The organism is Streptomyces sp. NPDC025638, from assembly GCF_055558775.1.
Map to the genome: position 1 here is coordinate 129929 of NZ_JBVHLX010000010.1, position 21654 is coordinate 151582.

Genomic DNA, 21654 nt, shown 5'->3' on the forward strand with positions numbered 1-21654 from the left:
TCACCGGACCCGGAAGACGCCGTGCGCACCCCGTTCCGCGTCGCTCATGACATGCGTGACGAACGGATAGTCACCGGCCTCCGGAAAGGACAGCTCGACGAATCCACCCGAGGCGGGGGCAAGGTCGAGGACCTGCGCGCCCCCGCTCTGCGACCCTCCCCGTCTCAAGTCGTATGCACCCTCACGGAACACCGTGTCGAACTGGCCGCCCACGACATGGAACGCGCTGGACTCGTTCGGCCCGGCCGCCAGCACCCAGATCCGTACGCGCTCACCGGCCCCGGCGGTCAGTGGGTCGTGATCGTACTGGTTGGCATAGCCATTGAAGGCGACCATGTCGTAGTCCTTGGCGTTCACCTTGGCGGCGTCGGCCGTGCCGCCCTGCTTGCCGAGGTAGAACTCCGACTGGACCAGCACGTATTCACGGTCCACCGTGGGCAGGCCGGGCGGGTCGATGATCACCGCGCCGAACATGCCGTTGGCGATGTGCAGGGACATCGGCATGGTCGAGCAGTGGTACATCCAGATGCCGCTGCGGGTGGCCGTGAACCGGTACGTCAGGGACTCGCCGGGCTTGATGGTGCGCATCGGCCCGTTCGGCGCGAGCGATCCGGCGTGGAAGTCGACCGAGTGGCCGATCGATCCGTCGTTGACGAGGGTGATCTCGAAGGTGTCGCCGACGCGTCCGCGCAGCACGGGCCCAGGGGCCGTGCCGTCGAAGGTCCACAGCTTCTGCCGTACGCCGGGGGCGACTTCCCTCGTCACCTCCTTCACGGTGATCGTCCTCTTGTGCACCTGGTGGCCGGCTCCGCCGGTGGCGGGCGGGAGCTGGGCGTCGCGGGCGGTGAAGCCGGCGGCCGGTTCGGCCATCGGGTCGAACGCCTCCGCGGCGGTGTCCTTCGTGGCCGCGGACGTGCCTGCGCCGCTGTGGTCATGGGTGGTCCCGCCGCTGTCCGCGGCGGAGTCCGCACCGGCCCCGGTGACGTTCACGGCGAAGACCATCCCCATCTGCCGGTGGCCGACCATGGAGCACCAGCCCTCAAGGTCGCGGCCGACGACTCCCGCGTCCAGCGTGCCCTTCTGTCCCGGACTGAGCCGGTCGGTGCGGGCGCCGGTCTCCAGCACCAGGTCGTGGGTGTCGGTACCGGTGTTGTGCAGGTCGATCACCAGGTGGTTTCCGGCGGGCACGTCGACGGAGGCCGGCGAGAAGCGCATGTTGCGGATCGTCACCGCGACCGTGGTGGTACGGCCGGTCGGCGTCACCGCGCCCCCGTCGGCGCTCGTGGCGGCGGACCGCTCCAGGATCGGCAGCGACCGCACGTCGGCCGCCCCGCCGCCCGCGACGGCCAGCATCACGACCGCGAGCCCGAGGGCAACGCCACCGAGCACCCGGTGCGGTCGCGCCCGGACCTCGGCCGGAGCCGGAGGCGGATCTCCCTGCGCCGCCCTGCGGCGGTTGCGCATCCCCTGTACGACCGTCAGCACGAGCAGCACCAGGAAGAACAGCAGCATCACCAGCAGCAGCAGCACCGAGCACGCCACCCGCACCATCGACGGCACCGGCAGCACGCACAGCAACAGGGCGGCGTTGGTGACGGCCAGCCGGGCCGGCCAGGCCCGTTCGAGGCTCACGGTGGCGACGCGTACGGCGGCGGGGCCGCCGCCCAGGACCACGGGGACGAGGAAACTCAGCGCGCCGAGCAGTACTTGGGCGATCCAGCCGGCGGCGAGCGGCGCGGTCAGCAGCGACAAGCGCTCCCCCACCGTGATCCAGGAGGTCGTGGAGACGAGGATGCCGGACAGGACGGTCAGCGAGCCGGCGAGCCATCCACAGCCCGCGGCCACCGACCACGCGGCGAAGGAACGCGGTGCCTTCGCCCGGGCCTCACGCAGCCAGGGCGCGCCAGCGACGACCAGCCCGGCGGCGTAGCCGACCACGCCGGGGGCGGCCAGCGGCGGCGGGCCGAGCAGGGTGCCGGCGACGGCGGCGCCGAGTCCGGCGAGCAGAACGGGAAGGGCGGCGCGGCCCGCTCGTTCCGCGCCGTCCGCCACCCGCGTGCGCAGCATCGTCGGCCACAGGGTGATGAGCGTTCCGGCGACGGTGAGGCCGACCCAGCCGAGCAGGTTGATCGTCTCGTGGGCGAAGCGCAGCCGTTCGGGCAGATCACCGGCGAGGTCACCGCGCGCCATGACGACGCCGAGCGCGGCGCCCACGGGCAGCAGGGCGGAGGCGGCCACGTAGTAGCGCACGGTCATGGAGAACCGGCCGGGCAGCGCCCGCCGCAGCAGTCGTACCAGCCATACGGCGTGCGCCGTGACCGCGGCCGCGACCAGGCATCCACCGGCCAGGACGAGGTACCACCGGTCGAAGAGCATGCCGCCGATCACGCCGACCGCACCGGCGTTCAGGCAGACCAGGCGCAGTGCGGCGGGGGCACCCCGGTTCGCCTCGGGCAGCCGCAGGACGGAGGCGGCGAAGTGGCCCGACCAGATGACGATCGCGTTGGTGACCGCCCCGAGCAGCAGCACATGGACGAGCAGCCAGAAGGCGTGCGGCAGGAAGTGGTGGCCGGACCCGACCGCGGCGAAGAGGGCGAGCCAGACGACCACGATCGCGTTCACGCCGAGGTGCCAGCGGGTGCGCGGGGAGCGGCCCGGGGGCTTCGGGGCGGATCCGCTCGCCGTGGAGGGAGACAGGTTCGTGGTCACCGGGCGGTCCTCGGGTCGGAGGGTGCTGACGCGGAGGAAGAGGCGGAGGCCGTTGCCGTCGCCGACGCGCGCCGCGTGGCGATGACGGAGGCGGCGGCCGCCGATACGACGAACAGCAGCACGGCGACGATGTTGAGCACCCCGCCGAGCTGCCACGCGCCTCGGACGTCCCGCAGGTCACCGACCAGCACGCGCAGCGCCAGCGACAGATGCAGCAGCCAGGCCGCCACCGCCAGCGCCGGGTGGTAGGGCAGGGGACGGCGCAGGACGGCTGGCAGGATCACCGGGGCGTGCGCCATGATCATCGACATCACGAAGCCCAGGAACACGCAGTGCACCACCGCGTCGTACCGCGTTCCCTCGGTGATGGGCCCGTTGAGCAGCCACAGGGTGCCGGCCAGGCCCAGCCAGGCATACCCGGCGAGCAGGCACGCCGCGGTGAAGCGGGGCAGGCCCGTGGAGCGCAGCAGCCGGCGGGCGACGTCGTGCACCACGAGCCAGGCGACCAGGGAGAGCAGCGCGGCGCCGAGCAGTACGGTGCCGATCGCGGGCCACAGCAGGGTGGCGACCACGCCCGCGGTGACCGCGCCGACGCTGCACAGGAACGTCTGTTCCGCCGAGGGCGCCAGGACGGCCACCCGGGCGAGTTCCAGCCGCTCCCCCGCGATGGTCAGCACGAGGAAGGCCACCAGCCAGGGCAGCATGCCCGGTACGTCGATCCCGCCCAGCCACAGCAGTGCCGCACCCAGTGCCGGCACGGCGCCCGCGGCCTGGGCGAGCAGGGCGGCGCTCGGCTGCCTGCGCCAGAAGCGCACGTACAGGGCGACCAGCGCGGCGCATCCGGCGACGAGCAGCAGCCGGGGTACGACCAGGTCGACCGGGCTGAGCAGCAACAGGCCCCCGGCGCCGAGGCAGCCGGGGGCCAGATAGGCCCAGGGGCGGCCCAGGGCGACGGCGCGCTCCAGCGCGACCAGCGTGCCGGCGAAGCCGAGCACCATCAGCACGCCGTGCACCTGCGGGAGCCGGTCGGTGGTGACCGGGGCCGGGAGGCCGAGCAGGCCGAGGGCGGCGTCGAGACCGGCGAGGAGGCAGAGACCGGCGGCGAGCAGCAGGGGTGCTCGGCGGGCGCCCGCGCGCCGGGCGGCGCTGCTGCCGGGGGCGGAGCCGGACGGCGGGGTCACCGGTTCGCCCCGGGTGTGCCGGCCGCGGTCGGGTGCCCGGCACCGTCCTCGTCGTCGGCTCGCTCGGTCAGACCCAAGTGCAGTCGGCACGCGTCCGGTTCGGCGAACGGCAGCAACTCGACCTCCTGCGGCGCCCCGCCCAGCGCGGCGAGCCCGGCCCGGACCAGTCCCTCGTGAACACCGCAGATGACACCGGGGTGTTCACGCGCCGTCTCCACGAACGGACAGCGCCGCAGCCGGACTTGGCGTGCGTCCGCGTCCGCTTCCGGGGCGAAGCCGATCTCCTCCAGGAGGTCCAGCAGCCGGGTCCGCGCCTCCTTGGGATCCGCCGTCGGCGTCTGCCGGGCGGTGAGGAGGAGCCCCCACTGCTCGCCGGCGGCAAGGGCGTCTTGGCGCGGGTCGGCGCTGGAGCGGGCGATCTGCGCGGCGAGGACGGCGGCGAGCCCGGCGTATTCGCGTGCGGGCGACTCCTGCGGCGGGCGGGCCCGGTAGCGGAAGGCGGGGCGGCCGCGTCCGGAGGGGTTGGACGCCTCGCGGGTGGCGAGGCCGGCGTCCACCAGGGCGTCCAGGTGCTCGCGGACGGTGTTGACGTGCAGCGCGCACACCTTGGCGAGCGCGCTCGCGGTGACGGGGGCGGCCTGGCCGCGCAGGTCCTGCAGGACACCGCGGCGCTGCCGGGACAGCGGTACGCGGTTCGTTCCGCTGCCGGGAAGCGGTCCGTTATTTTCCACGGTCATGTCCGTACTATATTGCAGTATCGGCCCGGACCGAACGGGGACGGGCTGCCGGCCGTTGGAAGGACGACCCTCATGAGCACCCTGACCATCGCATCGGACCCCCAGGACGCGGCGGCGGCCGAAGCCGTCGAGGCGCACCACACGCAGCTGGCGGGTGACCTGGCCGGACGGGTCGCGATGCTGATCGCGGCCGCGGAGCGCGACCCGGCGGCGGCCGACCGGGTCCGTGCGGAACTGGTCGCCTTCTGCGACCGCGACCTGATCCCGCACGCGGCCGCCGAGGAGGAGACCCTCTACCCCGTGGCCCACGACCTGCCCGCCGCGCGCCTCCTGATCGACGGCATGCTCGCCGAGCACCGCAGGCTCACCGCGCTCGTCGAGGCGCTGCGCACCGCCGGTTCGGCCGTGCAGGCGGCGACCGACGGCCGGGCGCTCCAGGTGCTGTTCGAGGAGCACCTGGAAAAGGAGAACACCCTGATCCTGCCGCTGCTGGCCGGTTCCCCGGACATCTCCCTCGCCGGACTCCTGGCGGGCATGCACGACATCCTCGGCCACGGCCACGGCCACGAGCACGGTGAGGCCGGCGAGGCGGCCGCGTCCGGCGGTGGCTGCGGTGGCACCTGTGGCTGCGGCGGTTCGGACGAGACGGACGTGCCCGAGCTGGACGTGCGCGACGTCCCCCACTCGCTGCGGCATGCCACGGTGTTCGGCGCGATCGCCGCGGTGCCCTCCGGGCAGGCGATGATCCTGGTCGCGCCGCACGACCCGCTGCCCCTGCTGGGCCAGATCGAGGACCGTCACCCGGGCGCGTTCGCGGTGGAGTACCTCCAGCGCGGCCCGGACGCGTGGCGTCTGCTGCTCACGCATCGCTGACCACCACGGGCGGGCCGTCCGACCGGCAAGCACGGGTAAGGCAAGAGCCCCGGACCACTCCGGGGCTCTAATGCTGTGACCTGCACGTTTACCGCCGGGAACGATCGCCGCCAGGTCGGCGTCTCAGATACCGTCCGCGCAGACGTGCCACACTGCGACACTCCGAACGACCAGAGGGAGCAACAGCACACATGGACAGCACCGCCGCCACCGCGCTGCCCGACCTCTGGGACCGTCTCGTCGGCACCCAGCCCGACCCCGACCTGTGGGTGGTGATCGCCACCCTGGTCGCCGCGCTCGCCGCGGTCGTCCCGCACACCGCGTGGCGCGTCTCGCGCAACGCGATCACCATCGCGCACGAGGGCGGCCACGGCCTGGTGGCGCTGCTCACCGGCCGGCAGCTGACGGGCATACGCCTGCACTCCGACACCAGCGGCCTGACCGTGAGCCGGGGCAAGCCGACCGGCCCGGGCATGATCCTCACCGCTGCGGCCGGCTACACCGCTCCCCCGCTGCTGGGCCTGGGCGGCGCCGCGCTGCTGGCCGCCGGGCACATCACGCTGCTGCTGTGGGCGGCGACGGCCCTGCTCGTGGCCATGCTGGTCATGATCCGGAACGCCTACGGGGCGCTGACGGTGATCGTCACGGGCGCCGCCTTCCTGCTGGTGTCCTGGCTGGCCGGCCCCCAGGTGCAGGCGGCGTTCGCGTATGCGGTGGTGTGGTTCCTGCTGTTCGGCGGCGTGCGCCCGGCCTTCGAACTCCAGGCCAAGCGTTCACGCGGTGGGGCGGGCGACTCGGACGCGGACCAGCTGTCCCGCCTGACGCACGTCCCCGCGGGCCTGTGGCTGTTCCTGTTCCACGCGGTGTCACTGTGCTCGCTGATCGGCGGGGGCAGCTGGCTGCTGGAGGGATGACAGCCGACTGCCGGAGGGACGACAGCCGACTGCCGGAGGGACGAGAAGGCGCCCCGAACCGCACCGGGGCGCGGGGCCGGGCCGGTTCACGGCCCCGCCCCGCGGGCGCCACCAGCCGCAACGGCGCCGCACCCGAACCACGGCCTCCTTATAAAGTGGCCCTATGGCCCCGAACCCCGCGCACACCGCCCTCTGGCCCGCCCCGCACGCGAGCGGAGCCGTCGACGCGACGGTCCACGTGCCCGGGTCCAAGTCCGTCACCAACCGCGCCCTGGTGCTCGCCGCCCTCGCCTCCGAGCCGGGCTGGCTGCGCCGCCCCCTGCGATCCCGCGACACGCTGCTGATGGCCGGTGCCCTGCGTGCCATGGGCGTCGACATCGAGGAAGGCGTGGGCCCCGACGGCTCCGGCGAGGCCTGGCGCGTGCTCCCCACGGGCCTGCACGGCCCGGCCACCGTCGACGTCGGCAACGCCGGCACGGTCATGCGCTTCCTGCCGCCGGTCGCCGCGCTGGCCGACGGCCCCGTCCGCTTCGACGGCGACCCGCGGTCGTACGAGCGCCCCCTGAACGGTGTGATCGACGCGCTGCGCGCGCTCGGCGCCCGGATCGACGACGACGGCCGGGGCGCGCTGCCGCTGACCGTGCACGGCGGCGGTGCGCTGGACGGCGGCCCGGTGTCGATCGACGCCTCGTCCTCGTCGCAGTTCGTGTCTGCGCTGCTGCTGTCCGGCCCGCGCTTCAACCAGGGCGTCGAGGTCCGCCACATCGGTGCCTCGCTGCCCTCCATGCCGCACATCCGGATGACGGTGGACATGCTGCGCGCGGTCGGTGCCCAGGTGGACACCCCGGAGTCGGGCGGCGAGCCGAACGTGTGGCGGGTCACCCCGGGCGCCCTGCTCGGCCGCGACCTGACCATCGAGCCGGACCTGTCCAACGCCCAGCCGTTCCTCGCGGCGGCCCTGGTCACCGGCGGCAAGGTCCTCGTCCCGGACTGGCCGTCCCGGACGACCCAGCCGGGTGACCGGCTGCGCGAGATCTTCACCGAAATGGGCGGTTCCTGCGAACTCACCGAGTACGGGCTGGAGTTCACCGGTTCGGGTGCCATCCACGGCATCGATGTCGACCTGAGCGACGTGGGCGAGCTGACCCCGGGCATCGCTGCGGTCGCCGCCCTCGCGGACTCCCCCTCCACCCTGCGGGGCGTGGCCCATCTGCGCCTGCACGAGACGGACCGGCTGGCCGCGCTCACCAAGGAGATCAACGAGCTCGGCGGAGACGTCACCGAGACGGCCGACGGCCTGCACATCCGCCCGCGCCGGCTGCACGGCGGCGTCTTCCACACCTACGAGGACCACCGCATGGCGACCGTCGGCGCGATCATCGGCCTGGCCGTCGAGGACGTACAGATCGAGAACGTGGCGACCACGGCGAAGACGCTGCCGGACTTCCCCGAGATGTGGACAGGGATGCTCGGGAGCGACAGGGCGTAGGGGACTCACCGCCATGCGCCGCTACGGCAAGCACACCGACGAGGACGACATCCGCAGCCGCCCGAACCGCAAGGGCAACCGGCCTCGCACGAACATCCGCCCGAAACACGAGGACGCGGCCGAGGGCATGGTCCTCACCGTGGACCGGGGCCGTCTGACCTGCCTCGTCGACGACACGGCAATCTTGGCGATGAAGTCCCGTGAACTGGGCCGCAAGGCGGCGGTGGTCGGCGACCGGGTGGCCCTCGTCGGCGATCTGTCCGGGAAGAAGGACACCCTCGCCCGTATCGTCCGCATCGAGGAGCGCACCTCGCTGCTGCGCCGGACCGCCGACGACGACGACCCGTACGAGCGCGTGGTCGTCGCCAACGCCGACCAGCTGGCCATCGTCACGGCCCTGGCCGACCCGGAACCGCGCCCCCGTCTGATCGACCGCTGTCTGGTCGCGGCCTACGACGGCGGCCTCGAACCCCTGCTGGTGATGACCAAGTCGGACCTGGCCCCGCCCGACAAGCTGCTGGAGCTCTACGGCGACCTGGACATCCCCTACGTCGTCACCAGCCGCGAGGAGTTGGAGAACGGCGACGCGGCCGACCGCGTCCGCGAGTACCTCGACGGCAAGATCACGGCGTTCGTCGGCCACTCGGGCGTGGGCAAGACGACCCTGGTCAACGCCCTCGTCCCGGAGGACCGCCGGCGTACGACGGGCCGGGTGAACGCGGTGACGGGCCGCGGCCGCCACACCACGACCTCGGCGCTCGCGCTGCCGCTCACCGGCGCGGCCGGCTGGGTCGTCGACACCCCGGGCGTACGGTCCTTCGGCCTCGCGCACATCGACCCGTCCCGGGTCATCCACGCCTTCCCGGACCTGGCGCCGGGCACCGAGGGCTGCCCGCGCGCGTGCAGTCACGACGAGCCGGAATGCGCGCTGGACGAGTGGGTGGCCGAGGGTCACGCGGACCCGGCGCGGCTGTATTCGCTGCGCCGGCTGCTGGCGGCGCGGGAGCGCAAGGACGGCGACTGACCACCGCGTTGTTTGCCTTTACGCGAGTCCGGCAAGTGCATAATCGCACCGAGCCGGACGTACGGGAGGACAGCACATGGCGTGGCTGCTGGTCATCGTGGCCGGAATGCTGGAGACCGGTTTCGCCGTCTCCCTCAAGCTCTCCCACGGCTTCACCCGCCTGTGGCCCACGATCGCGTTCTGCATCTTCGCCCTCGGCAGCTTCGGCCTGCTGACCCTCTCCCTGAGGAAACTGGACGTGGGCCCCGCCTACGCGGTGTGGACGGGCATCGGCGCGGCGGGCACCGCGATCTACGGCATGGTCTTCCTCGGCGACCTGGTCTCGACCCTGAAGATCGTCTCGATCAGCCTCGTCATCATCGGCGTGATCGGCCTGCAGTTGTCGGGCTCGGCCCGCTAGACGGCGCGCCGCTCGTACGGCACGCTCCCGAACTCCCGAACCGTACGCTCCCGAACCCCCTTGCCCGCAGGGCGGGTTCGGGGGACAGCGGGGGAGGGTCACGCCAACTGCCGGTGGAGGGCGCCCCGCACCAGCTCGGCGATCCCGCCCTCCCCCGGCGGCGCGGCCACGAAGGACAGGGCGAGGCGTACGACGAGTTCACAGGACCGGACGAGCTCGCCGCCGTCGCCCCGCGCACCACCGGGCCCGGCGAGCACCGCCACCGCCCGGTCCCGCACGATCTGCACGAAGTCCCCCGGCGACGGCAGCGGGCCGTCCGCCCGGCGCTGTGCCGGTACGGCCGAGGAGGAGGGCACGGCGGAGAGGGTCGGCGCGGGCAGGCGCTCGCTCCAGCAACCGGTGAGCATGGCGCGCACGAGGGCGTTCTCACGGGCGGCCGAGGCGGTCCACTCGGCGGTGGCGGTCAGCCGGTCCCGGGGTTCGGAGTAGCTGGCGAGGGCGCGCTCCACCCCCGCGAGATATCCGTCGGCCTCCCTGCGCACCAGCGCCCTGGCCAGCCCCTCCTTGCTCCCGAACTCGTTGTACAGCGTCTGCCGGGACACCCCGGCCGTCGCGGCCACGTCCACCATCCGCACGGCGGACCACGGCCGACGCGCAAGCGCCGTGTACGCGGCGTCCAGTAGGGATTCCCGCGCTGCAGGCATCATCGCCTCCCTGGGGCGAGCGGCTCTGCGCCCAGATTTGACGCGCATGGATGCACTGTCAAGGGTTCGCGAGGGCACCGGGGGGCGCCCTTCGGCCACTGCGCGCGGGCAATCGGAGCGTCTTGCCGAACGGCCCCGTGTAGCCGTGCGACGACCACGGCGGATACCGTTCGTCCCATGCCGGACTACCTCGACGACCTCCGCCTCGCCCATGTCCTCGCGGACGCGGCCGACGCCGCCACCATGGACCGCTTCAAGGCACTCGACCTCAAGGTCGAGACCAAGCCGGACATGACCCCGGTGAGCGAGGCGGACAAGGCCGCGGAGGAGCTCATCCGCGGGCAGCTCCAGCGCGCCCGCCCCCGGGACGCGGTCCTGGGCGAGGAGTACGGCATCGAGGGCACGGGCCCCCGCCGCTGGGTGATCGACCCGATCGACGGCACCAAGAACTATGTCCGCGGCGTCCCCGTCTGGGCCACCCTGATCTCCCTGACGGAGGCGGGCGAGGGCGGCTTCCAGCCCGTCGTCGGCGTCGTCTCCGCCCCCGCCCTCGGCCGCCGCTGGTGGGCCGCGAAGGGCCACGGCGCCTTCACCGGCCGCAGCCTGTCCTCGGCGACCCGCATCCATGTCTCGCGCGTCTCCAAGCTCTCGGACGCCTCGTTCGCGTACTCCTCGCTGAGCGGCTGGGAGGAGCGGGGCCGGCTGAACGGCTTCCTCGACCTGACCCGCGAGGTCTGGCGCACGCGCGCGTACGGTGACTTCTGGCCCTACATGATGGTCGCCGAGGGTTCGGTGGACATCTGCGCCGAACCCGAGCTGTCGCTGTGGGACATGGCCGCCAACGCGATCGTCGTCACGGAGGCCGGCGGCACCTTCACCGGCCTCGATGCCCGCCCCGGCCCGCACAGCGGCAACGCGGCCGCGTCGAACGGTCTGCTCCACGACGAGTTGCTGGGGTATCTCAACCAGCGCTACTGAGCAGCACGAGGTGATCACGCACGCCCTCAACTGGCTGCGCGCGCCCTCTTGTTGACCTCCGCTTTACCTGCCACCCTGAAGACACCCTCACTTGTGAACTTGTGAATCCCTGAACTATGTCAGTGATTCGTAGGAGGTGGCTCCAGACCATGCTCGTTCGCGACGCCATGAGCACGGTGGTCCTGACCATCGGCCCGGCACACACCCTCCGACAAGCCGCCGCCCTGATGTCCGCCCGCCGTGTGGGCGCCGCCATCGTGCTCGACCCCGACGAGGGCGGCATCGGCATCCTCACCGAACGCGACATCCTCAACTCCGTCGGCCTGGGCCAGAACCCGGACACGGAACGCACGCACGCCCACACCACCAACAACGTCGTGTTCGCCACGCCCAACTGGACGCTGGAGGAGGCGGCCCGGGCCATGGCGCACGGCGGCTTCCGGCACCTCATCGTCCTCGACCACGGCGAGCCCGCCGGAATAGTCTCGGTCCGCGACATCATCCGCTGCTGGGCACCCGCAAGGGAGCCCGCACCAGCACTCTGAACATGCGAAACGGGCCGGACCCCGACCTCCCGGGGATCCGGCCCGCCCGCCACGGCAAGCGACGCGGTACTGCTGTGTGTCAGCCGCGCAGGGCCTGGACCGCGGCTTCCAGCCGCTTGCCGAAGTCACCGTCCGCCTGGCGGAAGTTGCCGATCGCACGCTCGGCGATGTCGTCACGCGAGACCTTGGCGATGAAGCCCGCCAGGTTCTCTACGAGCCGGTCCTTCTCGTCCTCTGACATCAGACGGTAGAGGTTGCCCGCCTGGACGAAGTCGTCGTCCTCGGCGTGCACGGGGGCGGCGTGGTTGCCGGTCCCGCCGGTCACCGCGGTGGACTGCCACAGCGGACGGTCCGTCTGGAACGGCCCGCCGAAGCTGTTGGGCTCGTAGTTCTTCGCACCGCCGTGACGGCCGTCGTACAGGAAGCCGTCACGGGAGTTGGTGCGCGCCTCGGTGGCGTGCGGGCGGTTCACCGGCAGGTGGTCGGCGTTGATGCCGACGCGGTAGCGGTGGGCGTCGCCGTAGGCGAAGAGACGGCCCTGGAGCATCTTGTCGGGCGAGGGACCGATGCCGGGCACGAAGTGCGCGGGCGAGAAGACGCTCTGCTCGACCTCGGCGAAGATGTTCTCCGGGTTGCGGTTGAGCTCCAGCTTGCCGATCTCGATCGGCGGGTAGTCCGCGTGCGGCCACACCTTGGTGAGGTCGAACGGGTTGAAGCGGTACGTCGCCGCGTCCGCCGCCGGCATGATCTGCACCTGCACGGTCCAGGTCGGGAAGTCGCCACGCTCGATGGCCTCGCGCAGATCGCGCTGGTGCGAGTCCGGGTCCTCACCGGCGATCCGGTTGGCCTCGGGCTGGGTGAGGTTCTTGATCCCCTGGTCGGTCTTGAAGTGGTACTTGACCCAGAAGGCCTCGCCGGCCTCGTTGTTCCACTGGAAGGTGTGCGAGCCGTAGCCGTTCATGTGGCGGTACGACGCCGGGATGCCGCGGTCGCCGAACAGCCAGGTCACCTGGTGCGTGGACTCGGGGGACAGCCCCCAGAAGTCCCACACGTTGTCGGCCTCCTGCGAGCCCGTGTACGGGTCTCGCTTCTGGGTGTGGATGAAGTCCGGGAACTTGATGGCGTCCTTGATGAAGAACACCGGGGTGTTGTTGCCGACGAGGTCGTAGTTGCCCTCTTCGGTGTAGAACTTCAGCGCCCAGCCACGCGGATCGCGCACCGCGTCCGCGGCACCCAGATTGCCGGCCACGGTCGAGAAGCGCAGGAAGACCTCGGTCTGCTTGCCGACCTCGGAGAGGAACGCGGCGCGCGTGTAGGGCGTGACATCGGCGGTCACCGTGAAGGTGCCGTACGCACCCGCGCCCCGGGCGTGCACCACCCGCTCCGGGATGCGCTCACGGTTGAAATGGGCCAGCTTCTCCAGGAGCAGCTGGTCCTGGACGAGGACGGGGCCGCCGACGCCCGCGGTCTCGCTGTTCTGGTTGTCGGCGACCGGAGCACCGGCCTCCGTCGTAAGCGGTCCCTGCGTCACGTGAGCCTCCTGCGCCATGACCAACTCTTCTATCCCTTGGCTAAAGCCAGCCTAGATCCTACAATAGACAATATCTAATTCAAGCAAGCCTCCAAACTCACACCTGTTCGGGACTTGGGTCCCCTTGCTGTTAGGCTGGTCCTCATGAGCGACCTTCTGGAACGGCTGCGCGGACGCGGATGGCGGATGACCGCGCAGCGGCGCGTCGTGGCCGAGGTTCTGGACGGCGAACACGTCCACCTGACGGCCGACGAGGTGCACGCGCGCGCCGTCGCGAAGCTGCCGGAGATCTCCCGGGCGACCGTCTACAACACGCTGGGTGAGCTGGTGACCCTCGGCGAGGTGCTCGAGGTCTCCACGGACAAGCGCGCCAAGCGGTACGACCCGAACGCACACCGGCCGCACCACCACCTGGTCTGCGCCCGGTGCGGCGCGATCCGCGACGTCCACCCGACGGGCAACCCGCTGGCCGACCTCCCCGACTCGGAACGCTTCGGCTTCACGGTCTCGGACGTAGAGGTGACATACCGCGGCACCTGCCCGAACTGCGCATCGTCCTGAAGCCCACGCGCGTCCTCTGTCGGAATCGGACGCCACAACAAAGGCCGAAGGGCCCGGATCCTAGGATCCGGGCCCTTCGGCCTTCAGTAGCGGGGACAGGATTTGAACCTGCGACCTCTGGGTTATGAGCCCAGCGAGCTACCGAGCTGCTCCACCCCGCGTCGGTGAACGCAACATTACGTCAAGGACGCGGAGGGAAGCAAATTGCTTGTCCGGGCGTGCGGGGCAAGAGCCCCGCAGGCCCGGGACCTGGGGCGGAGCCCCAGGCAAACGGCAACCTGTCAGCCAACGGAGCCTGGCAGGAGTGCAGGGGGCGCAGCCCCCGCCGGGGGTCCGGGGCGAAGCCCCAGGAGACGGTGACCTCTCTTGGCCGACCGAATCGGGCGGCCAGCGGTGCACCCGCCACCAGGGCCCGCGGCACAGCCAGGGCAACGGTGCCCTCCCAGCCAACCGAGCCAGCACGCAGGGGCGCAGGGGGCGCAGCCCCCGCCCGGGGTCCGGGGGCGAAGCCCCAGGAGACGGCAACCTCTCGGCCGACCGAGTCATGCGGCCATCCCCCCAGCCCCCACCAGGACCCGGGACGCAGCCGAGGGCAACCGTGCCCTCCCAGCCAACCGAGCCAGACACAGGGGCGCAGGGGGCGCAGCCCCCGCCCGGGGTCCGGGGGCGAAGCCCCAGGAGACGGTGATCTCTCGGCCGACCGAGCCAGACTCGCAGGGGCGCAGGGGGCGCAGCCCCCCGCCGGGGTCTGGGGCGGAGCCCCAGGGGGCGGCAACCTCTTGGCCGACCGAGTCGGGTGGGCGGGTGGGCAGAGAAGCCGCTGAAGCTCAGCGCAGCGTCACGCCGACAGTTCCTCCCGCAACGCATCCCGCAACCGCGCCGCCCGCTCAGTAACTTCCTCCGGCCCCAGCGTCACCGCCCGGTCGGCCCACCGCTGCCCCTCCGCCAACTCCCCCCGACGCGCGTAGACGAGGGCAAGCCGAAGTGCCGCCCGCCCATGCCCCGCGTCAGCGGCCCGCGTCCACCACACCGCCGCCTCCGGCTCACTCCCCTCCCGAGCCAGCAGCAGCCCCAGATTGAACGCCCCGTTCCGCGAGCCGGCCTCGGCAGCCTCCCGGTACCACCGCGCCGCCTCCACGACGTCACCGCGCGCCGCGGCCAGCATCCCGACCCGCACCTGCGCCCGCCGATGCCCCTGAGAAGCCGCCCGCTCGTACCACTCCTCGCACTCGGTCTTCTCGTGCACCGACTCCCCGAGCTCATGCGCGGACGCCGCCGGCCGCCGCGCGTCCAGCACGGTGGCCAGCCGGTACGCCGCCTCCGCGCTCCCGCCACCCGCCGCGCACCGCAGATGCCGCTCGGCCTCCTGCTCGTTCCCGTCCCGCAGCCGCGCCATCCCGACCTGCAGCGCCGCCTCCGTGTGCCCGGCGGCAGCCGCCCGCTCGTACCACCGCAGCGCGACCACGGCGTCGTCCTCGGTGCCCCGCCCGGCGTACAGGATCCCCAGGTTGAACGCGGCGTCCACGCTCCCCGCCTCGGCCGCCTTGGAGAACCACGGCTCGGCCCCGGTCGTGTCGCCCACCTGCAGCAGCAGGATCGCCAGCGCGTTCGCCGCCTCCCGGTGCCCGGCGTACGCGGCCCGCCGGTACCACTGCTCGGCCTGCGCGGTCCGCCCCTGCTCGGCGCAGAGCAGCCCCAGGTTGTACGCCCCGTTGTCGTCCCCGGCGTCCATGGCCGCCCGGTACCACCGCTCTGCGGTCTGCGTCTCCCCGCGCTCGGCGTGCAGCGCGCCCAGCGCGTTCGCCGCGTTGCCGTCACCGTCCTGCGCGGCCCGCAGCCACCACACGGCGGCACTCTCGGTGTCCCCGGCGTCACGCAGCAGGAACCCGAGCGCACAGGCGGCCCGCGCCTCCCCGTCCTTGGCGGAGGTCAGATACCAGCGCCCGGCCTCCTTGAGCTCGCCCCGCTTCTCCAGGATCGCCCCGAGCTGCAGCGCGGCCCGCCGGTGTCCACGCGCGGCGGCCTGCCGGTACCACTGCTCGGCCTCCTCCAGGAAGACGGACGCGACACCGTTGTCAGCACCGCCGTCCCCCTCCACCCCGGCCTTGCGATCAAGCGCGCGAGCCAGCCGGTACGCCGCCTCACGATGCCCCCGCTCGGCCGCGGCCCGCATCCACTGCTCGGCGCCGGCCACCCCCCGGTGCTCCAGCAGGTCGGCGAGCGCGTACGCACCCAGCGCGTGCCCCTGCTCGGCGGACTGCCGCAGCCAGTACTCGGCGGCGGGCTCGTCCCCGCGCTCACGGTGGTGACGGCCCAGCGCATGCGCGGCGGCCGCGGAACCGGCGACGGCCGCGATCCGCCACCATCCGGCGGCCTCCTCGGCATAGCCGCGCTGATGCAGCAGGACACCGAGGTTGTTGGCGGCGGCACGGTCGCCGGCGGCGGTGGCGGCACGCAGATGGGGCTCGGCTCCGTCGAGATCGCCACGGCGCAGCAGCATGGCACCGAGGACGCTCATCGCCTCGACGTCACCGGCCTCCACGGCAAGCCGCTGACGCGCCTCCTCGGCAGCCTCGCCGGCCTCGTCCCGGCCGGAAGGCTGCACCAAGTCGGAAGGCTCCACCACGTCAGAAGGCTGCGCATGGTCATAATTCTGCGCAAAACGCCCGGTCTCCAACAGAGTTGCCTTGTCCCCCATAACGTCCATCGTCGCACCACCTGCAACCTCGGTACACCCGGTATACCGCAGCCCGGGAGGTCACTTCAGCGTTTTGTCGACATGCCCACAGAGAGACAAGTCAAACACACACGGGCCAAGTCCCCACGGCGGCACGGCGACACCGCCGACCGGCACATGCGTTCGCACACCACGAAGGCCCGGATCCTGAAAGGATCCGGGCCTTCGACTTCAGTAGCGGGGACAGGATTTGAACCTGCGACCTCTGGGTTATGAGCCCAGCGAGCTACCGAGCTGCTCCACCCCGCGCCGTTGTGCGGCAACCGTATCACGTCACGGGATGAAGAATTGATCAGCCGCTGCTCGGACTGCCGCTCGGACTCGGACTGCCGCTCGGACTGGGACTGCTACTCGGACTCGGACTGCCGCCCGTCTTCCCGTCGTTGTTGCCGCCGCCGGTCCTGCCGGCCTTCGACTGGGCGTCCTCGGCCCGCTTCAGCGCGTCCTGCAGGTCCTTCTGCGCCTTGCCGTACGCCTCCCAGTCGCCCTTCTTCAGGGCTTCCTGCCCCGCGTCGAAAGCCTTCTGGGCGTCGCTCAGCGCCTGTTGGACCGTCGGGTTGCCGGACGTCGGCGGATTGCCGGTGTCGGTGTCCGGTGGCGTACTGGTCGAACCCTTCACTCCGAAGACCTTGTCGAGAGCCTGGTCGAGCGTGTCCTCGAAGGCATAGCTGGTGCCGTAGCTCACCAACACCTTCCGCAGCAGCGGGTACTTGAGACCGCCGCCGCGCACATAGACGGGCTCCACGTAGAGCAGTCCGCCGTCGAGCGGCACCGCCAGCAGGTTGCCGTACTCCACGCTCGAATGCCCGCGGCTCAGCAGGCTGATGGCCGAGGCGATGTCCTGTTCGGAGTTGAACTGGCTCTGAACCTGTTTGGGCCCGTTGACCGTTGTGCTCGTCGGCAGCTTCAGGATTCTGATCTTGCCGTAGTCGGGCGTGCCGGCCTCGGCGTCGATCGACATGAAGGCGCTGAGGTTGTCACGCCCGTTCGGGGTGAACGTCGTGGACAGCGAGAACGCCTGCGACGTCTGGCCGGGCATCTGCATGCTCAGGTAGTACGGCGGCACCGCGTTGCCCGACTTGTTGGTCGGGTCGTCCGGCACCTGCCACACCTCGCTGCCGGTCAGGAAGGTCTGCGCGTCCGTCACGTGGTAGCGGGTGAGCAGCTCGCGCTGGACCTTGAACAGGTCCTGCGGGTAGCGCAGATGGGCCATCAGCGAGTCGGAGATGGCCGTCTTCGGCTTCACCGTGCCGGGGAAGGCCTTCATCCAGGTCTTCAGCACCGGGTCCTTGGTGTCCCACTGGTAGAGCTTGACCTCGCCGGTGTACGCGTCGACGGTCGCCTTCACCGAGTTGCGGATGTAGTTGACCTGGTTCTGCTGGGCCACCACCGCACGGGAGTTGTTGGTGGCGGTCAGCGAGTCGGCCGTCGTATCGCCCAGGGTCGTACGGGAGGCGTACGGGTAGCCGTTCGTCGTCGTGTACGCGTCCACGATCCACTGGATGTGACCGTCCACGACCGCCGGGTACGCGTCTCCGTCGATGGTCAGCCAGGGGGCGACCGCCTCGACGCGCTCCTTGGGCGTGCGGTTGTACAGGATCCGCGAGCCCTCGCCGATCGCGCCGGAGTAGAGGATCTGCGGCTCGTTGAACGCCACCGCGTACGCGGCCCGGTTGATCGGGTTGGAGAGGTTGACCCCGCTCTTCGCCTTGTAGCTGGTGGTCTTCTCACCGTTGTCGTCGGAGTAGTCGATCTCCTTCTGGGGACCGCCGACGATCGAGTACGTGTTGGTCTTCTCGCCGTAGTAGATCCGCTGCTGGTACGTCGGCAGGTCGCCCTGGGACGGCAGGTCGTACTCGGTGAAGACCGGGCGGCCCTCGGAGTCGGCCTCGGTGCCCTTGGCGGCGACCACGCCGTAGCCATGGGTGTAGCGGAAGTGGTCGTTGATCCAGTTGTTCTTCGGAATGCCGTCGAGGTTCAGCTCACGCAGACCGATGACGGTGTCCTGGTCCTTGCCGTCCTTGGTGGGGTACCGGTCGACGTCGAGGTTGGTCGGGAACCCGTAGTAGTTCCGCATCTGCTGGAGCTGCTGGAACGTCGGCGAGACGACGTTCGGGTCCATGATCCGGATGCTCGCCGCGCCGTCGACGTCGTCACGCAGCTTCGTCTTGTCCGCGGTGTTGCTCTTGCCCTCGTACTCGCCGACCTGGGCGTCGTCGATGCCGTACGCCTCGCGGGTCGCCTTGAGGTTCTTCTGGACGTACGGGGCTTCCTTGGCCTGCTCGTTGGGCTGGACCTGGAACTTCTGGACGATGGCCGGGTACAGGCCGCCGATGAGGATCGCCGAGAGCACCATCAGGCCGAAGCCGATCACGGGCAGTTGCCAGGTGCGCCGCCACAGGGTGGCGAAGAACAGCAGCGCGCAGATGACGGCGATGCAGAACAGGATCGTCTTGGCCGGGAGATAGGCGTTCGCGTCGACGTACCGCAGGCCCGTCCAGTTCCCGGTCGCCTTGAAGTCGCTGGACTTGACGGCGAGTCCGTACCGGTCGAGCCAGTAGGCGACCGCCTTCAGGGCGACGAAGATGCCGAGCAGCACCGACAGATGCCCGGTGGCCGCTGCCGTGGCGCGCGCGCCCGGGCTGGTGACGCGCAGCCCGCCGTACAGGTAGTGGGTCAGCGCGGCGGCGATCAGGGACAGGATCGCGGTGGCGAAGCCGAAGCCCAGCAGGAAGCGGTACCAGGGAAGATCGAAGGCGTAGAAGGAGACGTCGAGGTGGAACTGCGGGTCCTCCTGGTGGAAGGGCACGCCGTTGACCCACATCAGCCAGGTCCGCCACTGACCCGCCGCGGACGCGCCCGCGATGAGGCCCACCAGCGCGGTGATGCCGAGCAGCAGCCATGTCTTGTACGGCGCGATGCCCATCCGGTAGCGGTCGAGGCTCTGCTGCTCCATGGACATGGCGCTCAGCGGAGGCCGCAGCCGGTGCGCGAGCCAGATGTTGAAGCCGACCGCGGCCGCCATCAGCAGGCCGAAGACGAAGAAGAGCCCGATCTTGGTCCACAGCGTGATGGTGAACACGGACGAGTAGTGCACCGAGCGGTACCACAGCCAGTCCGTCCAGAAGCCCGCGAACATGGTGAACGCCATGCCGAGGACGGCAAGGACGCCCAGTGTCATGAGCAGGCTGCGGGCGTGCCGGGACGGGCGGCCCACTCTGATCCGCGGCCCCGTCGGGCCCCCGCCGCGGTCCGGCATCTGGAAAGCCAAGGTGCGCACCTCGAAGTTCGCTGTTGATCCGTCAGGCCCCCGTGTTCGTGGACCGTCCGTGGCCCCCCGTGATCGTGGGCCCACACCTATGCAACTTACTCACCGTTTACTCGGTTCCCGATTCCGGTCGGGAACGAGGCAGGATTGTGACCATGTCCAACACTCCCATGGCAGCGAGCCCGCTCACCCGGGCCGTACTCGAGATCGACGAGTACGCCTCCGGCCTCGGCTGGGACCAGCCAGCTCGCCTCTTCGCCCTCGTAGACACCGCACGGCTGCGGGCCCAGGAACCTGCCCTCGCGGCCCAGCTGGGCCTGCAGGAAGAGTCCGGTGCCACCGGTCTCACCCCGATCGAGCAGGACGAGGTTCCAACGGACAAGGCGCTCGACGAGTTCCTCGGCACCATCGCCTGGCCCGACGCGGTGGCCGGCTGCGCGCTCACGGTCGAGCGTCTGATGCTGCCGCCGTCCGCCGAGGCCCAGGTCCCGCAGGGCATGAGCGGGGCGAAGCTGGCGAAGTGGGTTGCGGACCACCCCGAGCGTCAAGAGGTCCGGATGACGGTCGCCGTCCTGCGTGACGGCACCCGCGAGTCCGCGGTGCGGCTGCGCGAGAAGGACACCCCGACGGAGGTTCTCACCGGCCCCGACCTGGTGCCCGGTCTGGCGGAGGCTCTGAAGGCGACGTTCGAGGACTGAGGTCCTGCGGTACGGCACTGGGGGCGCCCCTCGTGACGAGGAGCGCCCCCAGCCGTGCGCGGGTGCCGACGGTCAGCCCTTGGTGGTGCACTTCGGCAGGGCGGCGGTGTCGCCGCTGCGGATGTCCTTGAGGGCGCCGAGGGCGTCGTCGATGGTCTTCACCTTGACGAGGGTGAGACCGCTCGGGGTGTCCTTCGCGGCGGCCGCGCAGTTGTCGGCGGGCGTGAGGAAGTACTGGGCGCCCTTGTTGCGTGCGCCGACGGTCTTCATCTCGATGCCGCCGATCGGCCCGACGGTGCCCTCGTCGTCGATGGTGCCGGTGCCGGCGACGAACTTGCCGCCGGTGAGGCTGCCCGGGGTGAGCTTGTCGTAGATGCCGAGCGCGAACATCAGTCCGGCGCTGGGCCCGCCGACGTCGGCGAGCTTGATGTCGATGGTGAACGGGAAGGTGTGGTCCGTCCCCGCGGAGATCCCGACGATGGCCCGCTTGGCGCCGCTGTCGCTGGACGTCGCGGTGGTGATCGTGACGTCCTGGGTCCGGGTCGCCGTCTTGTTCGCCTTCTCGGCGGCGGCCTGCTCCTTGGCCGGGACCACGGTGAAGACGACGTCCTGACCGGGCTTGTGCCTGGTCACCAGCTTCGCGACGTCGGAAGGCTGCTTGACCGCCGTGCCGTCGACGGCCTTGATCACGTCACCGGCGTGCAGCCTGCCCTCGGCCGGGGAGTTCTTGACCACCGTGGAGACGATCACCCAGGACTTCACGGGGACGCCGAGCTCCTTCAGGGCCGCGACCTTGGCGCTCTCCTGGGACTGGCTGAACTCCTCGGCGTTCTCCTGGGTGGACTGCTCCTCCGTCTTGCCGTCCGGGTAGAGCGTGTCGTGCGGCACCATCTTGGTGTCGTGCGCCAGCCAGCCGTAGACGGCCTCGACGAGGTTCATCTTGTAGTCGGCGCTGGTGACCCGCACGGTGGTCATGTTGAGGTGCCCGGACGTGGCGTACGTCTTGTGCCCGGAGACCTGCAGCACCGGCTCGCCGTCATGGTCCCCGAGGGTGTTCACGGTCGGCCCCGGGGACATCTCCGAGTACGGCACGGGGATGAGCACTCCCGCGCACAGGAACGCGATCAGCATCAGGGTGGAGGCGAGCATCGTCGCGGTGCGGCGTGGCATATCTCGACAGTACGGGACGCGTCTGTCAGCACACCGTCAGGGCACCCCCGTCACATGCCTCAGGTGTTGGAGTGGGACCTCTCCATGGCCTCGCGGAAGCGGGCATACCCGTCGAGCTCCGGGCCGTCGCTGCGG

Annotated in this window: 17 protein-coding genes and 2 tRNA genes; 9 read left to right on the forward strand and 10 right to left on the reverse strand. The window is 71.1% G+C overall.

Annotated features, from left to right (window positions below; translation table 11 throughout):
- The 3 genes from ACZ4EG_RS25480 to ACZ4EG_RS25490 are packed head-to-tail and all read right to left on the reverse strand — an operon-like array spanning window position 1 to window position 4627.
- Window positions 1-2709, reverse strand: coding sequence for a multicopper oxidase domain-containing protein (locus ACZ4EG_RS25480; RefSeq protein WP_467792217.1), 2709 nt, complete (start codon window positions 2707-2709; stop codon window positions 1-3).
- A complete protein-coding gene (locus tag ACZ4EG_RS25485; protein ID WP_467792218.1) occupies window positions 2706-3890 on the reverse strand; it encodes a hypothetical protein in 1185 nt (394 codons plus the stop codon). Before ACZ4EG_RS25485 ends, ACZ4EG_RS25480 begins: the two co-directional genes overlap by 4 nt.
- Window positions 3887-4627, reverse strand: coding sequence for a helix-turn-helix transcriptional regulator (locus ACZ4EG_RS25490; RefSeq protein WP_453553411.1), 741 nt, complete (start codon window positions 4625-4627; stop codon window positions 3887-3889). The genes ACZ4EG_RS25485 and ACZ4EG_RS25490 overlap by 4 nt, the downstream gene beginning before the upstream one ends.
- A gap of 72 nt (window positions 4628-4699) precedes the next feature.
- Here ACZ4EG_RS25490 and ACZ4EG_RS25495 point away from each other — a divergent pair, with 72 nt between their 5' ends.
- The 5 genes from ACZ4EG_RS25495 to ACZ4EG_RS25515 all read left to right on the forward strand — a co-directional run bounded on the left by ACZ4EG_RS25495 (window position 4700) and on the right by ACZ4EG_RS25515 (window position 9327).
- Entirely contained in the window at window positions 4700-5500 is an 801-nt protein-coding gene (locus ACZ4EG_RS25495; RefSeq protein ID WP_467792219.1) for a DUF2249 domain-containing protein, read from the forward strand.
- A 191-nt stretch (window positions 5501-5691) separates the two neighbouring features.
- Window positions 5692-6414, forward strand: a complete 723-nt coding sequence (locus ACZ4EG_RS25500; RefSeq protein ID WP_390708807.1) for a M50 family metallopeptidase — start codon at window positions 5692-5694, stop codon at window positions 6412-6414.
- 163 nt (window positions 6415-6577) lie between these two features.
- The gene (gene aroA / locus ACZ4EG_RS25505) at window positions 6578-7903 is read left to right on the forward strand and encodes a 3-phosphoshikimate 1-carboxyvinyltransferase (protein ID WP_467792220.1); all 1326 of its coding nucleotides are present in this window, start codon (window positions 6578-6580) and stop codon (window positions 7901-7903) included.
- Window positions 7904-7916: 13 nt separating this feature from the next.
- Window positions 7917-8927, forward strand: a complete 1011-nt coding sequence (gene rsgA, locus ACZ4EG_RS25510) for a ribosome small subunit-dependent GTPase A (protein ID WP_453553418.1) — start codon at window positions 7917-7919, stop codon at window positions 8925-8927.
- A 76-nt stretch (window positions 8928-9003) separates the two neighbouring features.
- Window positions 9004-9327: a DMT family transporter gene (locus tag ACZ4EG_RS25515; protein WP_390708804.1), complete on the forward strand. Its 324-nt coding sequence runs from the start codon at window positions 9004-9006 to the stop codon at window positions 9325-9327.
- A gap of 98 nt (window positions 9328-9425) precedes the next feature.
- Here ACZ4EG_RS25515 and ACZ4EG_RS25520 read toward each other — a convergent pair whose 3' ends face one another.
- Window positions 9426-10034, reverse strand: a complete 609-nt coding sequence (locus ACZ4EG_RS25520) for a TetR/AcrR family transcriptional regulator (protein ID WP_453553420.1) — start codon at window positions 10032-10034, stop codon at window positions 9426-9428.
- A 174-nt stretch (window positions 10035-10208) separates the two neighbouring features.
- On the opposite strand from ACZ4EG_RS25520, the gene hisN reads away from it, so the two are divergent.
- Both hisN and ACZ4EG_RS25530 read left to right on the forward strand, forming a co-directional pair.
- Entirely contained in the window at window positions 10209-11009 is an 801-nt protein-coding gene (gene hisN, locus ACZ4EG_RS25525) for a histidinol-phosphatase (protein WP_390708802.1), read from the forward strand.
- 149 nt (window positions 11010-11158) lie between these two features.
- On the forward strand, window positions 11159-11554 hold the full coding sequence (locus ACZ4EG_RS25530) for a CBS domain-containing protein (RefSeq protein ID WP_263212359.1): 396 nt from the start codon (window positions 11159-11161) through the stop codon (window positions 11552-11554).
- 79 nt (window positions 11555-11633) lie between these two features.
- On the opposite strand, the gene ACZ4EG_RS25535 is transcribed toward ACZ4EG_RS25530, so the two are convergent.
- Entirely contained in the window at window positions 11634-13103 is a 1470-nt protein-coding gene (locus tag ACZ4EG_RS25535; protein ID WP_467792221.1) for a catalase, read from the reverse strand.
- Window positions 13104-13229: 126 nt separating this feature from the next.
- Between ACZ4EG_RS25535 and ACZ4EG_RS25540 the strand changes: the two genes are divergently transcribed.
- Window positions 13230-13646, forward strand: coding sequence for a Fur family transcriptional regulator (locus ACZ4EG_RS25540; protein ID WP_363294104.1), 417 nt, complete (start codon window positions 13230-13232; stop codon window positions 13644-13646).
- An 87-nt stretch (window positions 13647-13733) separates the two neighbouring features.
- On the opposite strand, the gene ACZ4EG_RS25545 is transcribed toward ACZ4EG_RS25540, so the two are convergent.
- The 4 genes from ACZ4EG_RS25545 to ACZ4EG_RS25560 form a co-directional block, all read right to left on the reverse strand.
- Window positions 13734-13807: transfer RNA gene (locus ACZ4EG_RS25545), tRNA-Met, on the reverse strand.
- A 677-nt stretch (window positions 13808-14484) separates the two neighbouring features.
- Window positions 14485-16353 (reverse strand): tetratricopeptide repeat protein, encoded by a 1869-nt coding sequence (locus tag ACZ4EG_RS25550; RefSeq protein ID WP_467792222.1) that lies wholly within the window; start codon window positions 16351-16353, stop codon window positions 14485-14487.
- Between the two features lie 205 nt (window positions 16354-16558).
- Window positions 16559-16632, reverse strand: a tRNA-Met gene (locus ACZ4EG_RS25555).
- A 43-nt stretch (window positions 16633-16675) separates the two neighbouring features.
- Window positions 16676-19642 (reverse strand): UPF0182 family membrane protein, encoded by a 2967-nt coding sequence (locus ACZ4EG_RS25560; RefSeq protein ID WP_467792362.1) that lies wholly within the window; start codon window positions 19640-19642, stop codon window positions 16676-16678.
- A gap of 164 nt (window positions 19643-19806) precedes the next feature.
- Here ACZ4EG_RS25560 and ACZ4EG_RS25565 point away from each other — a divergent pair, with 164 nt between their 5' ends.
- Window positions 19807-20349 carry a PPA1309 family protein gene (locus ACZ4EG_RS25565; protein WP_453553428.1) on the forward strand — a complete coding sequence of 181 codons (543 nt, stop codon included), beginning with the start codon at window positions 19807-19809 and terminating at the stop codon, window positions 20347-20349.
- A 72-nt stretch (window positions 20350-20421) separates the two neighbouring features.
- Here the strand turns inward: ACZ4EG_RS25565 and ACZ4EG_RS25570 are convergent, their stop codons facing one another.
- Window positions 20422-21519 (reverse strand): YlbL family protein, encoded by a 1098-nt coding sequence (locus tag ACZ4EG_RS25570; protein WP_453553430.1) that lies wholly within the window; start codon window positions 21517-21519, stop codon window positions 20422-20424.
- Between the last annotated feature and the right edge of the window lie 135 nt (window positions 21520-21654).